Source organism: Stenotrophomonas sp. YJH_SMC_8, from assembly GCF_059371315.1.
Window position 1 is genome coordinate 174061 of the sequence record NZ_JCAFUL010000010.1, and the last position, 15103, is coordinate 189163.

Annotated in this window: 12 protein-coding genes; 11 read left to right on the forward strand and 1 reads right to left on the reverse strand. The window is 67.8% G+C overall.

The genetic code is table 11. The features are described 5' to 3' along the window. Nucleotides 1-122: 122 nt before the first annotated feature. Nucleotides 123-2546 (reverse strand): penicillin-binding protein 1A, encoded by a 2424-nt coding sequence (locus tag AC5P88_RS14370; protein WP_459048065.1) that lies wholly within the window; start codon nt 2544-2546, stop codon nt 123-125. 219 nt (nt 2547-2765) lie between these two features. Here AC5P88_RS14370 and AC5P88_RS14375 point away from each other — a divergent pair, with 219 nt between their 5' ends. From AC5P88_RS14375 to AC5P88_RS14425, 11 genes are all read left to right on the forward strand, one after another. Then, complete coding sequence (locus AC5P88_RS14375; protein WP_099552984.1) at nt 2766-3824, forward strand: pilus assembly protein PilM; 1059 nt, start codon at nt 2766-2768, stop codon at nt 3822-3824. Further along, on the forward strand, nt 3824-4720 hold the full coding sequence (locus AC5P88_RS14380) for a PilN domain-containing protein (protein WP_495225355.1): 897 nt from the start codon (nt 3824-3826) through the stop codon (nt 4718-4720). The genes AC5P88_RS14375 and AC5P88_RS14380 overlap by 1 nt, the downstream gene beginning before the upstream one ends. After that, a complete protein-coding gene (locus AC5P88_RS14385; RefSeq protein ID WP_005410857.1) occupies nt 4717-5373 on the forward strand; it encodes a type IV pilus inner membrane component PilO in 657 nt (218 codons plus the stop codon). Before AC5P88_RS14380 ends, AC5P88_RS14385 begins: the two co-directional genes overlap by 4 nt. A gap of 26 nt (nt 5374-5399) precedes the next feature. Further along, on the forward strand, nt 5400-5903 hold the full coding sequence (locus AC5P88_RS14390; RefSeq protein ID WP_043035665.1) for a pilus assembly protein PilP: 504 nt from the start codon (nt 5400-5402) through the stop codon (nt 5901-5903). 21 nt (nt 5904-5924) lie between these two features. Beyond that, nucleotides 5925-7892, forward strand: coding sequence for a type IV pilus secretin PilQ (locus AC5P88_RS14395; protein ID WP_106550230.1), 1968 nt, complete (start codon nt 5925-5927; stop codon nt 7890-7892). Between the two features lie 228 nt (nt 7893-8120). Then, complete coding sequence (locus AC5P88_RS14400) at nt 8121-9146, forward strand: AAA family ATPase (protein ID WP_049432649.1); 1026 nt, start codon at nt 8121-8123, stop codon at nt 9144-9146. Between the two features lie 8 nt (nt 9147-9154). Next, nucleotides 9155-10084 (forward strand): DUF58 domain-containing protein, encoded by a 930-nt coding sequence (locus AC5P88_RS14405; RefSeq protein WP_495225356.1) that lies wholly within the window; start codon nt 9155-9157, stop codon nt 10082-10084. Continuing rightward, a complete protein-coding gene (locus AC5P88_RS14410) occupies nt 10081-10530 on the forward strand; it encodes a DUF4381 family protein (protein WP_495225357.1) in 450 nt (149 codons plus the stop codon). Before AC5P88_RS14405 ends, AC5P88_RS14410 begins: the two co-directional genes overlap by 4 nt. After that, nucleotides 10527-11531 carry a vWA domain-containing protein gene (locus tag AC5P88_RS14415; RefSeq protein ID WP_106550227.1) on the forward strand — a complete coding sequence of 335 codons (1005 nt, stop codon included), beginning with the start codon at nt 10527-10529 and terminating at the stop codon, nt 11529-11531. The genes AC5P88_RS14410 and AC5P88_RS14415 overlap by 4 nt, the downstream gene beginning before the upstream one ends. Next, nucleotides 11528-13363, forward strand: a complete 1836-nt coding sequence (locus AC5P88_RS14420; protein ID WP_495225377.1) for a VWA domain-containing protein — start codon at nt 11528-11530, stop codon at nt 13361-13363. Before AC5P88_RS14415 ends, AC5P88_RS14420 begins: the two co-directional genes overlap by 4 nt. After that, on the forward strand, nt 13360-15075 hold the full coding sequence (locus AC5P88_RS14425; RefSeq protein WP_459048061.1) for a BatD family protein: 1716 nt from the start codon (nt 13360-13362) through the stop codon (nt 15073-15075). The genes AC5P88_RS14420 and AC5P88_RS14425 overlap by 4 nt, the downstream gene beginning before the upstream one ends. Nucleotides 15076-15103: the final 28 nt, after the last annotated feature.

Sequence of the window (15103 nt, forward strand, 5' to 3'; positions counted from 1 at the left end):
CGTTGATCCTGTAGAGCCGAGCCCATGCTCGGCTGCTCTATCGCGGGCCCCCGGAGCCGAGCATGGGCTCGGCTCTACAAAGGCGGTACCAACCAAGGTTGTCACCCACCCCTACCTGCCTCTTAGAAGATATCGAACGCGGCGGCGTCGGCCTGCGGCGTATTGAGGTTCAGGTCGTAGTCGGTCAGGCGATCCATGTCTTCCACCTTCACCCACTCGGTCGCGCCGTTGAGCGTGGCCTGGACCATGCCGCTCGGCGGCTCGTTCTGGGCGATCGGGGTGTCCTTCAGCGCGGTGCGCATGTAGTCGATCCAGATCGGCAGGGCGGCCTTGCCACCGTATTCGCGGTAGCCCAGCGAGCGGAAGTCGTCGCGGCCCACCCACACGGTGGTCACGTACGGGCCGCCAAAACCGGAGAACCAGGCGTCGCGGTGGTCGTTGGTGGAGCCGGTCTTGCCGCCCACGTCCTCGCGTCCGAGCACCTTGGCCTGCACGCCGGTACCGCGCTGGACCACGTCGCGCATCATCGATACCAGCTGGTAGGCGGTGCGGGCGTCGATCGCGCGCGGCGCGGTGCGGGCATCGGGGTTGGCCGGCGTGGCCGGGGTTTCGGTCTTGGCTTCGGCCTTTGCCGCAGCGGCCGGGTCCACCTTCGGGGCCGGGGCGCCGAAGTTGAAGCCGTCCACGACCTGGTTGACCGGCTGGTCGCTGCTGCCGGCACAGTCGCGGCAGGCCAGGGCGGGGTTTTCCTTGAACACCAGGTTGCCGTCGCGGTCGTTCACCTGGTCGATCAACCAGGTATCCACCCGCGAGCCGCCGTTGGCGAACACGGCGTAGCCACGGGCCACCGACAGCGGGGTGAGCGAAGCAGTACCCAGCGACATCGACAGGTTCGGCGGCAGTTCCGATTCGGCGAAACCAAATTCGCTGATGTACTTGCGCGCGTAGTCCACGCCCATGCCGTCGAGCAGGCGAACCGAGACCAGGTTGCGCGACTGCACCAGGGCTTCGCGCAGGCGCATCGGGCCGCGGAAGCCGCCGCCATCGTTCTGGGGGGCCCAGGTCTTGCCGCGGCGGTCGCGGAACACGACCGGGGCGTCGAGCACGATCGAGGCCGGGTTGTAGCCCTTGTCGAAGGCGGCCGCATAGACGAACGGCTTGAAGCTCGAACCCGGCTGGCGACGGGCCTGGGTGGCGCGGTTGAACTTGTTGCCGGAGAAGCTGAAGCCACCGACCAGCGCCTTCAGCGCGCCGTTGTGGGCGTCCAGCGAGACCAGCGCGGACTGGCCGCGCGGGATCTGGTCCAGCAGCCACTCACCTTCCTTGGCACCGGCGCGCACGCGCACGATGTCACCGCGCTGCACCAGCTTGCCCGGGGTCTTGTTGGTCCACTTGGCGGCACCGGCCGGCAGCACGATCTCGCTGCGGTTGGCCAGCACCACGGTGGCACTGCCATCGGCGCCGGTGCTGGCGACGATGGCCGGCAGCAGGCCGGCCTGGCCGTACATGCCGCGCAGGTGCTCGGCCAGGGCGGCGGCGTCTTCGCCGGCACCCACCTGGACCTGCTTCTCCACACCGTGCCAGCCGTGGCGGTGGTCGTACAGCAGCAGGCCGTCGCGCACCGACTGGTTGGCGGCGGTCTGCAGGGTGGAGTCGATGGTGGTGGTGACGTGGTAACCCTTGTTGACCACATCACCGCCGAAGCGGGCGATCATTTCCTGGCGTACCAGCTCGGCCACGTACGGGGCATCGACCTGCACCGGCGGCTCATGCGCGGTGGCATGCATCGGCACGGCCTTGGCCGCGTCGGCCTCGGCCTGGCTGACGAACTTCAGGTCGGCCATGCGCTGCAGCACATAGTTGTCGCGGCGCTGGCGGGCACGTTCCGGGTTGGAGATCGGGTTGCCCGAGGACGGGAACTTGGGGATGCCGGCCAGGGAGGCCATTTCGTCCAGGTCCAGCTCGTTCAGCTTCTTGCCGTAGTAGAACTCGGCCGCGGCGGCCACGCCGTAGGCGCGGTTGCCGAAGAAGCTCTTGTTCAGGTACAGCTCGAAGATCTCATCCTTGCTCAGCTCGGACTCGATCTTCCGCGCCAGCAGGATCTCGGCCAGCTTGCGGGTGTAGCTGTACTCGGAGCTGAGGAAGAACTGGCGGGCCACCTGCTGGGTGATGGTGGAGCCACCGGGCACGCGCTTGTCGCTGGTGGTGGCCAGCAGCCACACCGCACGGCCGATGCCCATGTAGTCCACGCCACCATGCTCGTAGAAGCGGGCATCCTCGGTGGCCAGGAACGCCTGCTTCAGCTTTTCCGGCACGTCCTTCATGGTGATCGGGGTGCGCCGGGTCTCGCCGAACACCGCCATCAGCTTGCCGTCGGCAGCATAGACGTACATCGGCTCCTGCATTTCCACGTCGCGCAGGGTCTGCACGTCGGGAAGCTTGGAGGACACAGCGTAGTACAGACCGCCCACGGCGGCCGCGCCGATCAGCGCCAGGACCAGGACAATCAGGAAGATCCAGCGCAGCCAGCGGCGGAGTCGAGTCATCGGGTTCAGATTCCGATTGCGAATTTCGTGGTCGCAGAGTATAGATTACGCAAGGTGGCGGCTGGGGTCGGCACCGGGGAGCGCAAGGGGAACAGTCAGGGGCTGCATCGTGAATCCGTGAGGAACTTCACAGCAGGGCCGTTGCCATTTGCTAAGAATACGTTATTAATGCTCGGGCGCAGGTCTTGCGTCCAAGTGCCCGTCGGCAGGGGAGAAACCGTGGGGCTCATCCCAAAAAGTCAGTCGCCGCTTGTAGGCGTCGACATCAGTTCGACTGCGGTAAAGCTTTTGCAGCTGTCCCGCAGCGGCAATCGTTTCCGTGTGGAACATTACGCTGTGGAACCTCTTCCGCCGAATGCGGTGGTAGAGAAGAACATCGTGGAAGTGGAGGCCGTGGGTGAGGCCATCCGCCGTGCGATGAACCGTTCAGGCAGCAAGGCCAAGCTGGCCGCTGCCGCCGTCGCCGGGTCGGCGGTGATCACCAAGGTGATCCCGATGCCGGCCGAGCTCGACGAGAACGACATGGAAGCCCAGATCGAGCTGGAAGCGGTCAACTACATTCCGTACCCGATCGAGGAAGTGAACCTGGACTTCGAGGTGATCGGGGCGATCCCGAACAACCCGGAGATGGTCCAGGTGCTGCTGGCCGCGTCGCGTTCGGAGAACGTGGAACTGCGCCAGTCCGCGCTGGAACTGGGTGGCCTGCAGGCCAAGGTGATGGACGTGGAGGCCTTCGCGGTCGAGAACGCCTACGCCCTGGTCGCCAGTGAGCTGCCGGTGTCCAGCGACGGCGTGGTCGCGCTGGTCGACATCGGCGCCACCATGACCACGCTCAATGTGCTGCGCGGTGGCCGCAGCCTGTACAGCCGCGAACAGGTGTTCGGTGGCAAGCAGCTGACCGACGAGATCATGCGCCGCTACGGCTTGAGCTACGAGGAAGCCGGCCTGGCCAAGCGCCAGGGCGGGCTGCCGGAAAGCTACGAGATGGAAGTGCTGGAGCCGTTCAAGGAAGCCACGGTCCAGCAGATCAGCCGCCTGCTGCAGTTCTTCTATGCCGGCAGCGAGTTCAACCGTGTCGACCACATCGTGCTGGCCGGCGGCTGCGCCGTGCTGGGTGGCCTGCCGGAGATGGTCGAAGAACAGCTGGGCGTGCCGACCGTGGTCGCCAATCCGCTGGCACAGATGACCCTGGGCCCGAAGGTGAACGCGCATGCGCTGGCCCAGGATGCCCCCGCGCTGATGATCGCCACCGGTCTGGCGCTGAGGAGCTTCGACTGATGGCACGCATCAATCTATTGCCCTGGCGCGCCGAGCGGCGCAAGCAACGCCAGCGCGAGTTCTACGCAATGCTGGGCATGGCCGCCATCGGTGGCCTGCTGCTGTCGCTGTTGATCTGGTTCTACTACGACCGGCAGGTGAGCGGCCAGATGGACCGCAACGCCTATCTGGAAGCCGAGATCGAGAAGGTCAAGGAACAGAACAAGGAGATCGACCGCCTCGACGCGCAGAAGGACCGCCTGCTGGCCCGCAAGAAGGTGATCGAGGAACTGCAGGCCAAGCGCTCGCAGATGGTCCACCTGTTCGATGCGTTGGTGCGCACGATTCCTGACGGCGTGGTGCTGACCGCCCTGCAGCAGGAAGGGGACATGCTCACCCTCGAGGGACGCACCCAGTCCAATGCCCGCGTGTCGGCTTACATGCGCAACCTGGAAACCTCCGGCTGGATGACCAACCCGGAGCTGTCGATCATCCAGGCCAGTGCCGGAGACAAGAGTGCAGCCGGCCCGGTATCGGACATCAAGGCGCTGCCGTACATGTTCAAGGTCACGGTGAAGCTGCCTGCACAGAGTGAAGAGACCGGCACTCCCGGTTTGAACGCCGATGGCAGCGTGGCGGCCACGCCGGCTGCGACGCCCGCCGTGGCGCCGCTTGCCGCCGGCCCCGATGCCGCGGCCCCGGCCGCTGCATCAGCACCGGCTCCGGCTCCGGCCCAACCGGTGGCGACCCCGGCAGCAGCGCCCGCCAGCGCTCCGGCCACTGCGCCTGCACCGGCGCCTGCACCGGCCAAGCCGAACCAGCCCGCCGCACCGGCACCGGCCGCCAGGCCTGAGGGCAGCCGCCTGGCGCAGCCGCCGCAGGCCTCTTACGCCCCGCTGCAGGGGGATCGCGCATGAGCCAGAAAATCGATCTGAAGAACCTGGATTTCAACGATATCGGCAACTGGCCGCAGAAGGCCAAGATCGTCTTCTGTTCGTTGCTGGCCCTGGTCATCATGTTCGTTGCGTGGATGCTGCTGATCAGCGGCAAGCGCGATGAACTGGCCAGCCTGGAGTCGAAGGAAAGCGATCTGCGTACCGAGTTCTCCAAGCAGCAGGAACGCGCGGTGAACCTGGGGCCGCTGAAGCAGCAGCTGGCGCAGATGGAGCAGGTCCTGCAGCAGATGCTGCGGCAGCTGCCCAGCAAGACCGAAATGCCGGACCTGATCATCGACATTTCGCAGACCGCGCTGTCCAGCGGCCTGACCAGCCAGCTGTTCGAACCGGAACAGGAGCAGGTCAAGGAGTTCTACGCCGAGAAGCCGATCAAGCTGAAGATGGTGGGCAGCTACCACCAGTTCGGTGCGTTCGTCAGTGGCGTGGCCTCGCTGCCGCGTGTGGTGATCCTGACCATGCACGACATCAACCTGAAGCCGGCGGACAAGGCTGGCGGTGGTTCGCGTGCCGGTGCGCTGGAGTTGTCCGGCACGGTCAAGACCTACCGGTATCTCGACGAGACCGAGGTGCAGGAACAGCAGAAGGCTGAAGCCGGCAAGGAGGGCAGCAAGTGATCCGTTCCTTCTTTGCACGTTGCGGGATGGTCGCTGCCGTGTTGCTGCTGGCCGCCTGCGGCCGTGGCGTGACCAGCACGCCGGGCGACGCGCCGAATCTCGAGAAGTGGGTGGAAGGCGAACGTGCCCGGCCGGCGCAGCCGCTGGAACCGTTGCCTGTGATGCAGCAGTTCGAGACCTTCGAGTACTCCGCGCAGGGCCTGCGTGATCCGTTCACCGATGCCTGGACCAATCCGCAGGGGAATGGCGGATTGCGGCCGGATCCGAACCGGCGCAAGGAGCCCCTGGAGGGCTTCCCGCTGGACGCACTGGACATGGTCGGTACCATCGGCACCGGCGGCGGCACCGTCGCGCTGGTGATGGGGCCGGACAAGGTGACCTACCGGGTGCGCCCGGGCGGTTACCTGGGGCAGAGCGACGGGCGGGTCACTGCGGTCTTCGAAGACCGCGTGGAGCTGATCGAACTGGTGCCGGATGGCGCGGGTGGCTGGCTGGAACGGCCGGCAACGCTCTCGCTTGAAGATCAATGATCGTTTACTGGGGATAGCACGATGACCTTTCACCAAGCCAAGGGGCTGCGTCCCATCCGGCGCTCTACCTTGAACCGTGTCAGCGCGTTGGGAGTCGCGCTGATGCTGGCCTGCGCTCCGGCGCTGGCCGCCGCACCGGCGGAGAAGCCGGTGGGCACCACCGTCGCACCGGCCGCGGCACCCGCCGGCCTGTCGGTGGCCAAGATCGATTTCAAGCGCGGCGATGATGGCGCGGGCCGCCTGATCGTGCAGTTTGACGGCCAGGGCGCGATCCCGGACCTGCGCACGCAGGGCAACAGCGTGGTGGTCGACGTCGGCAATGCCCGTCTGCCGGCCAACCTGCAGAAGCCGTTGAACGTCGTCGACTTCGCCACCCCGGTGCAGCGCATCGACGCCAAGCCGTCCGGTGCCGGCACCCAGCTGGTGCTGAGCACCGGCGGTGCAGTGGAGTCGCTGGCCTACCAGAGCGGCAACGAATACGTGGTCGAGATCAGCGCGCGGCAGGCTCCGGCCGCCGTCGGTGCAGTGACCGCCGGCAGCGTCACCCAGGCCGCAAAGGCAGTCGGCCAGCGTGGCTTCACCGGCAAGCCGGTGACCTTCAACTTCCAGGACGTGCCGGTGCGCACCGTGCTGCAGTTGATCGCCGAAGAGTCCAACCTCAACGTGGTGGCCTCCGACTCGGTGCAGGGCAATGTGACATTGCGTCTGGTCAATGTGCCGTGGGACCAGGCACTGGACATCGTGCTGCGTGCCAAGGGCCTGGACAAGCGACGCGACGGCAGCGTGATCTGGGTCGGCCCGCAGGCCGAACTGGCAAAGTTCGAGCAGGAGAAGGAAGACGCGCGCATCGCCATCGAGAACCGCGAAGACCTGGTGACCGATTACGTCCAGATCAACTACCACAGCGCCACCCAGATCTTCAAAGCCCTGACCGAAGCCAAGGGCATCGGCGGTGGTGGCGGTGGTGGCTCAGGTGGCGGTGGCGGTGGGTCGTCGCAGGAGGAAAGCGGCTTCCTGTCCGGCCGTGGCCGCATCGTCGCCGACGAGCGCACCAACACGCTGATGATCAGCGACATTCCGAAGAAGATCGCGCGCATGCGTGAACTGATCAGCGTGATCGACCGCCCGGTCGACCAGGTGCTGATCGAGAGCCGCATCGTCATCGCTACCGATACGTTCGCACGTGAGCTGGGTGCGCGGTTCGGCATCAGCGGCAGCCGCGACAATGCCTACTTCAGCGGCAATCTGGAAGCCAACGGCAAGAACCACGACTCGCAGGTCGAAGCCAATGCGACCAACGCCAAGGCGTACCGTGACTGGGTGGCGGGCGGCAGCACCGGCCCGGCGCCGATTCCGGTTGGTTCGACGATCACCCGTGGCCTGAACTGGGCCATGCCGGCGGCGTCCACCAACCCGGCGGGTTCGCTGGCGCTGTCGATCCTCAATGCCGGCTACCTGCTGGACGTGGAGCTGTCGGCCATGCAGGAGGAATCGCGTGGTGAAGTGATCTCCAACCCGCGCGTGGTCACCACCAACCAGCGCGAGGCCCTGATCAAGCAGGGTAAGGAAATCGGCTATGTGACCATCAGTGCCGGTGCCGGCGGTGTCGCTACGCCGAACGTGCAGTTCAAGGAAGTGGTGCTGGAACTGAAGGTCACCCCGACCATCACCAACGACAACCGCGTGTTCCTCAACATGCAGGTGAAGAAGGACGAAGTGGATCGGCTGATCCAGCTGGAAGGCTATGGCACCGTGCCGTCGATCAACCGCCGCGAAGTGAACACCGCGGTGCTGGTCGAGGACGGGCAGACCGTGGTCATCGGTGGTGTGTACGAGTTCACCGACCGCAACAGCATCAGCAAGGTTCCGTTCCTGGGCGATGTGCCGTTCCTGGGCAACCTGTTCAAGAAGCGTGGCCGCAGCAAGGACAAGGCCGAGCTGCTGGTGTTCGTCACCCCGAAGGTGCTGCGCGTGGCCAAGCAGAACTGAGCCAGCGCACCCGCGACACGAAGAAGGGCCGCCATGTGCGGCCCTTCTTCGTTCATGCCGGACGTAATCCGCAGACGACCCGGTAGATCCACGCCATGCGTGGATGGCCCCTGTAGATCCACGCCATGCGTGGATGAGATGCCCGTTCAGCCGTTCTTGATGCCAATCGCAAGGCACCCTGCGATGATGTCGGGAACCCGTGCCGTCCCGCGCCGGTCAAAGGCCCCCATGAACCTGCCACCGCCGATGCCCGAAACCGTCTCGCCGCCGCCCGCGCCGGCCACCTCCCGCCTGCATGGCGCCTTCAACCAGCTGCGCGACGCGCTGTCGGCCGAAATCGTCGGCCAGGCGGCCCTGGTCGAACGCCTGTTGATCGCATTGCTGGCCGATGGCCACCTGCTGGTGGAGGGCGCGCCGGGCCTGGCCAAGACCACGGCCATCCGCGCGCTGGCCTCGCGCCTGGAGGCGGATTTCGCCCGCGTGCAGTTCACCCCCGACCTGCTGCCGGCCGACCTGACCGGCACCGAGATCTGGCGCCCGCAGGAAGGGCGCTTCGAATTCGTACCCGGCCCGATCTTCCATCCGATCCTGCTGGCCGATGAAATCAACCGTGCGCCGGCCAAGGTGCAGTCGGCCTTGCTGGAAGCGATGGGCGAGCGCCAGGTCACCGTTGGCCGCCACACCTATGCATTGCCGCCGCTGTTCCTGGTGATGGCCACGCAGAACCCGATCGAGCAGGAAGGTACCTTCCCGCTGCCGGAAGCACAGCTGGACCGTTTCCTGATGCACGTACGCATCGGCTACCCGGACCAGGCGGCCGAATCGGAGATCCTGCGGCTCGCCCGCGAGCGTGCCCGTGGCGCACTGGGCGAAGCGGCACCCGCACCGGAGAAGCTGCCGATGCAGGATGTGTTCGACGCCCGCCGCGAAGTGCTGGACCTGCATATGGCACCGGCATTGGAACGCTATCTGGTCGAACTTGTGCTGGCCTCGCGTGATCCGTCGCGCTATGACGCCGGCCTCGGGCGCCGCATCGCCTGGGGCGCAAGCCCGCGTGGCTCGATCGCGTTGGAACGCTGCGCACGTGCACGTGCCTGGTTGGCCGGTCGCGACTTCGTCACCCCCGACGATGTGCGTGCGGTCGCCGCCGACGTGCTGCGCCATCGCGTGCTGCCCAGCTACGAAGCCACCGCCGAAGGCTGGGATGGTGAGCGCCTGGTGCAGGAGCTGCTGGCCCGGGTGCCGGCACCCTGAGCCTGCGCATGACCGATCCATCCCTGGAAGCCGCATCCACCGTCAGTGATGGCGACGGATTGCGCCCGCACCTGTCCGAACTGGTGGCCCTGCGCCGGCTGGCACAGCGGCCGCCGCCGCCGCGCCGTGGTCGCGCCGGCAATGCCGGGCAGGCGCCGTCGCCGCTGCGTGGGCGTGGCATGGAGTACGCCGAGTCACGCGAGTACGTGGCCGGTGATGATGCCCGGCATATCGACTGGCGCGTGACCGCGCGGACCGGGCGTGCCCATACCAAGCTTTTCCAGGCCGAACGCGAGCGGGTCAGCCTGATCGTGGCCGATACTTCACCGGCGTTGTATTTTGGCACCCGCGTGCGATTCAAGTCGGTGCAGGCGGCCCGCGCGGGCGCCGTCGCCGCGTGGTCGGCACAGCGTCGCGGTGATCGCGTGGGTGCCCTGCGCGGCAGCGACCGCGAAGCGCCGATTGCACCTGCGGGTGGGCCGCGTGGCGTACTGCGCGTGCTCGACGCACTCACCCGCTGGTACGCGCAGCCGCCCGCCGACGATCTCGGCCTGGAGCGCGCGCTGGACCATGCCGCCCGCGTGCTGCGTCCCGGGGCGCGCATGCTGGTGCTGGCCGATCCGCAGCAGGCCGCGAAGATTCCCGTCGTGCGCTGGAGCGCGCTGGCCCAGCACCATGACCTCAGCCTGGTGCTGCTGGTCGATCCCCTCGAGCTGCAACCACCCTCGGCGGCCCTGCAGTTCCAGACCGCGCAGCAGCGCATTGGCCTTGATCTGCGGCGCAGCGAAGTGCAGTCGCACTGGCAGGCGCACTTCGTCGAACCGCTGCAGGCGCTGCGCCGCCAGCTCGGCGCACGCCGCGTTGACGTGCAGGTGTTGTCCACCGATGCGCCCAGCGATGCCTGGTTGGCGCCGTCGGTGACCGAGGTACCGGCATGAGCGCCAACCTTCCGCTGCGCGATGTACAGCTGCCGCCGGCACCGTCGTGGTGGCCGCCGGCCCCCGGCTATCTGATGATCGGCGGCGCGGTGTTGCTGGTGATCCTGGCTCTGGCCCTGCTGTGGTGGAAACGCCGCCGCCGTCGCCAACGCTGGTTGCAGGCGTTCGACCAGGAGCTGGCCGCCACCACCGATGCCACCGCGGAACTGGCGGTGATCGCCGGCCTGCTGCGCCGCGCCGCGCGGCAGGCACAGCCGGGCAGTGAATCCCTGCGCGACGATGCCTGGTGGCAGCGCGTGGATCCGAAGGGCACGTTGCCCGACGCGCGCCGCAGCCTGTTGGCCGAAGGTGCCTATCGCCCCCGCGTGGACGCCAGCGAAGTTGCGGCCGTGCGCAGTTGGGCCCGCGAGCGCTACCTGGCGATGCTGCTGGAGCGCCGCCGATGAACCTGCTGGCGAGTTACTGGCCGTGGCCGGACCTGCAGCTGGCGTGGCCGCTGGCCCTGCTGGCGTTGCCGCTGCCACTGCTGATGCAGTGGTGGAAGCGCCGCGCCGACCCGGGCGCGGCACTGCGCGTACCGTACGCGGCGAGTGAACTGGAAGCGCTGTCCGGTGGTGGCCGCGTCGATGTGTCGTGGCTGCGCACGCTGCTGCTGTGGCTGGGCTGGTGCGCGCTGTGCATCGCGCTCGCGCGCCCGCAGCAGCTAGGTGAGGCCATCACGCCACCGCAGCAGGGGCGGCAGATGATGCTGGCGATGGACGTATCCGGCAGCATGGGCGAGGGCGACATGGTACTGGGGGGGCAGGCGGTGGATCGCCTCACCGCGGCCAAGGCCGTGCTGGCCGACTTCCTGGATCGTCGCGCCGGTGATCGCATCGGCCTGCTGATCTTCGGCGACCGCGCTTATACGCTCACCCCGCTCACTGCCGACCTGGCCAGCGTGCGCGACCAGCTGCGCGACAGCGTGGTCGGCCTGGCTGGCCGCGAGACGGCCATCGGTGATGCCATCGGCCTGGCGGTGAAGCGCCTGCGCAGCCAGCCCGAAGGGCAGCGTGTACTGATCCTGCTGACCGACGGCGTCAGCAATGCCGGCGTGCTCGAACCGCTGCGTGCGGCCGAAGTCGCGCAGGCCGAAGGTGTACGCATCCACACCGTTGCGTTTGGTGGCGATGGCAGCATGCGCTTCCTCGGCATTCCGATTTCCGCTGACCAGGATCCGGTCGACGAGGCGACGTTGAAGAAGATTGCCAGCCTGACCGGCGGCCAGTTCTTCCGCGCACGCGATACCGCGCAGCTGGCCGGCATCTACGCCGAACTGGACCGGCTGGAGCCGATCGCGGCGAAGGGACCGAGCCTGCGCCCGCGTGAGGAACGCTACGCATGGCCGCTGGGCCTGGCGTTGCTGCTGGGCGCATTGGCCTGGGCGTGGCCGGAGCGTCGCCGATGATCGCGTTCGCTTCCCATCTTCCGGACTGGAACGCGCTGCACTTCCTGCGCCCGGAATGGCTGTGGTCATTGCTGGCGCTGCCGGTGATTCTCGCCGTGGCGCTGTACCGGCAGCGGCGCAGCGATGCGTGGCGGCAGGCGGTGGATGCACACCTGTTGCCGCATCTGCTGGCGGCTGGTACGCGCCGTCGCATGCGGCTGCCATTGGCGGTGCTGCTGGGCTGGACGCTGGCATCACTGGCGATGGCGGGACCGAGCTGGCGGCAGCAGGCACAACCGATGTTCCAGCCCAGCGCACCGCTGCTGGTCGTGCTGGATCTGTCCAGCCGCATCACTGCCACCGACCTGCCACCGTCGCGCCTGCTGCAGGCACGGGCCAAGGTCGGCGAGCTCCTGCGCGCACGCAAGGGCGGACAGGTCGGTCTGGTGGTGTACGCCGAAGATGCCTACACCGTGGCGCCGTTGACCGATGACGGCAGCAACGTCGCGCTGTATCTGGATGCCTTGTCGCCGGATGTGATGCCGCGTGATGGCCAGCGTGCCGACCGTGGCATCGACTGGGCCACGCGACTGATGCGGCAGATCGCTGCAGCGCAGGGACAGATCCTGCTGGTCACCGACCAAGCCGATGGCGAAGCTGCATTGGCAGCCGCGCAGGCACGTGGTCTCGGCCTGCAGGTGTCGGTGCTGGGGCTCGGTACACCGGCGGGTGCGGCGTACCGCGATGGCAGTGGGCAGATCCGCCAGGCCGCACTGGATGAGGGCAGCCTGCGTGCCGTTGCCACGGCAGGTGGCGGTCGCTATGCGCGCATTGCCGCCGATGACAGTGACCTGCGTGCGCTGGGCGTGCTCGATGCACGCGAAGGCAGCGCCGCGCAACGGCCGGGCGAAGGCAAGCAATGGCGTGACGAGGGCTTCTGGCTGTTGCCACCGGTGATGCTGCTGGCGCTGCTGGCCTTCCGCCGCCGCGCGGTGCTGGCGGCGGTGCTGGCGGTGGGCCTGTTGCCGTGGATGAGTGATGTGCAGGCGCAGGCGCCTGCCGCGCCCGCTTCGCAGCCGCCGCAGGGCACCCTGTGGAAGCGGGCTGACCAGGTGCAGCACCAGCGACTGGCGGAAGGAGTGCAGGCCTATCGCAATGGCGACTTCGCCAGCGCGCGCAAGCAGTTCGAAGGCATCGACAACGATGCCGGTTGGTACAACCTGGCCAACACGCTGGCGCGCCAGGGCAGCTACGATGAAGCCATCGCCGCCTACGACCGCGCACTGGCGTTGCATCCCGGCATGCCCGATGCGGTGGCCAATCGCGCGGTGGTCGATGCCGCGCGCAAGCGCAAGCAGTCGGGGGGGCAGGGCCAGGACCAGCAGAAGCCGCAGCAGAACGGGCAGCAGAAGCAGCAGAACCCATCGCAGGGCCAGCAGAGCCCGCAAGGCCAGCAGCCGCAGCAGGGCCAGAAGGATCCGGGACAAGGGCAGCCACAGTCGCAGCAGGGCCAGCCCAGGCCGGGTGACGACAGCACGCAATCGAAGTCGCAGTCCGGCGAGCGCAGCCGCGATGGCCAGCAGGCGCCGCCGCAGGTTGAGGATGCCAAGGCCCAGGCACAGGCCGACGAGCAGCAGCGCCAGCGCATGCAGCGGGCGATGCAGCAGGCGCGCGAGGGCGGGGCGGACAAGGACGGCAAGCCGGTGCAGGGCAGTGACGGCCGCACCCCGCGCCAGCGCGAGGAGCAGCAGGCAGTGGAAGCGTGGATGCGGCGTGTTCCGGACGATCCGGGCGCACTGCTGCGGGCCAAGTTCCAGCTGGAAAACGAACGCAGGAAGAGGGAAGGGCGATGACGCGGGCGATCAACATGCATGGGCGCTGGCTACGGCAGGTATTGGCGGCGCTGCTGTTGTGGCTGCCGCTGCTGGCCTGGGCGCAACCGCGGGCCTGGCTTGACCGTGACCGCATTGCGATGGGCGATACGGTCACCCTCAACGTCGAGAGCGACCAGGGCGCGCCGGACTTCACCCTGCTGCGCAACGACTTCGACCTGAGCGGGCAGACCAGCAGCCGCCAGGTGGAGTGGAGCAACGGCAGCATGCAGCAGCGCAATCTGTACGGCGTGGCACTGACGCCACGGCGCAGCGGCGCGCTTGTGATTCCGGGCCTGCAGGTGGGCAGTGCACGTACCGCGCCGCTGACCCTGCATGTGGACGCGGCTGCCGTGGCCGGCCCCGACAGCAATGCAATGGCCTTCATCGAGACGGTTGTCGATGATGAGACGCCCTATGTGCAGCAGAGCGTGGGCGTGGTGGTGCGCCTGTACTTCGCATCTCAGCTGGCGTCGGGCGAGCTGGTGCTGGATACACCGGCCGGTGCGTCACTGCAGCGTGTGGGCGATGACCGTACCGATGTGCGCCAGGTCAACGGCCGCCGTTACAACATGGTCGAGCGCCGCTTCCTGCTGATCCCGGAGCGCAGCGGCCCCCTGCGCCTTGCAGGTGCGCGCTTCAACGGCCGCAGCGCCGGTGGTTTCTTCGATGATTTCTTCGGTGGTGGGGACGGCCGCATGAATGCCACCGGCGCCGACCGCACCCTGCAGGTGCAGGCGCAACCGGCACAGGCGCCGCAGCCATGGTTGCCGCTGCAGAGCCTTCAGCTGCGCTACACCAGTGCGCCGACCAGCGCCCGTACGGGCGAGGCCGCAAATGTAGTGGTCGAGGCGACGGCCGAAGGGGCAACCCGCGCACAGTTCACCGACCTGCCGGTGCCGGATCTGGGCACCCATGCGCAGGTATTCGCCGAACCTGCGCAGTACGAAGAATCGTTCAATGGCAGCACGCCGCGGCTGAAGATCACCCGCCGCTATTCGATCGTGCCGCGCCAGCCCGGCCCGCTGGTGGTGCCGGGGCCGCGCCTGCCATGGTGGGATGTGCGCGCAGGCAAGGCGCAGGAAGCGAAGCTGCCGGATCTGACGCTGACGGTTGCGGCGGGCAATGGGGCTGGTAACACCTCGCCGGCACCGCTGCCGCCAATCGACACCGATGCCGCGCTGCCCGGCAGCAATGGCCAGGACAGCCGCATCGCCGCGACCGATCCGCGCGCCGGTGGCCTGGCCGAGCGTCCGTGGCCGTGGATGGCGGCGGCCATCGGCCTGGCGCTGCTGTGGCTGTTGACCCTGTTGTGGGGCTGGCAGCGTGGCCGCCGCCCGCGTGCAGCGGCGCCGGTAGCCGGCACGCCCTCTGTGCCGACTGTGGCGAGCGGACGTGCCGGCTTGGCCGAACTGCGCCGCACACTGGATGGCGAAGGGTTCGAGCAGGTCGAGGCACAGCTGTGCGCGATGGCCGGCGTCGAACGCATCGAGCAGGTCATCGCACGGTTGGATGACCCGGCCCAGCGCCAGGTGCTGCAGGACCTGCAGCAGGCACGCTGGGGCGGGCAGGGCGATCTGGCATCGCTGCGCGCGCGTCTGCGCGAGGTCTTCCGTGACGGACCGCACTGGTCGACGGCTGCGGGGGCCGCTGACACTGGCCTGGCGCCGCTGTATCCACCGCGGCGAACCTGAACCGGCGCCGCTTGCGGGCTTTGTTAGA

Excerpts from the sequence above, each read along its gene's own strand:
- AC5P88_RS14370 (WP_459048065.1), bottom strand. The coding sequence starts at position 2,546 with ATGACTCGACTCCGCCGCTGGCTGCGCTGGATCTTCCTGATTGTCCTG.
- AC5P88_RS14380 (WP_495225355.1), top strand. The coding sequence starts at position 3,824 with ATGGCACGCATCAATCTATTGCCCTGGCGCGCCGAGCGGCGCAAGCAA.
- AC5P88_RS14385 (WP_005410857.1), top strand. The coding sequence starts at position 4,717 with ATGAGCCAGAAAATCGATCTGAAGAACCTGGATTTCAACGATATCGGC.
- AC5P88_RS14390 (WP_043035665.1), top strand. The coding sequence starts at position 5,400 with ATGGTCGCTGCCGTGTTGCTGCTGGCCGCCTGCGGCCGTGGCGTGACC.
- AC5P88_RS14395 (WP_106550230.1), top strand. The coding sequence starts at position 5,925 with ATGACCTTTCACCAAGCCAAGGGGCTGCGTCCCATCCGGCGCTCTACC.
- AC5P88_RS14400 (WP_049432649.1), top strand. The coding sequence starts at position 8,121 with ATGAACCTGCCACCGCCGATGCCCGAAACCGTCTCGCCGCCGCCCGCG.
- AC5P88_RS14405 (WP_495225356.1), top strand. The coding sequence starts at position 9,155 with ATGACCGATCCATCCCTGGAAGCCGCATCCACCGTCAGTGATGGCGAC.
- AC5P88_RS14410 (WP_495225357.1), top strand. The coding sequence starts at position 10,081 with ATGAGCGCCAACCTTCCGCTGCGCGATGTACAGCTGCCGCCGGCACCG.
- AC5P88_RS14415 (WP_106550227.1), top strand. The coding sequence starts at position 10,527 with ATGAACCTGCTGGCGAGTTACTGGCCGTGGCCGGACCTGCAGCTGGCG.
- AC5P88_RS14420 (WP_495225377.1), top strand. The coding sequence starts at position 11,528 with ATGATCGCGTTCGCTTCCCATCTTCCGGACTGGAACGCGCTGCACTTC.
- AC5P88_RS14425 (WP_459048061.1), top strand. The coding sequence starts at position 13,360 with ATGACGCGGGCGATCAACATGCATGGGCGCTGGCTACGGCAGGTATTG.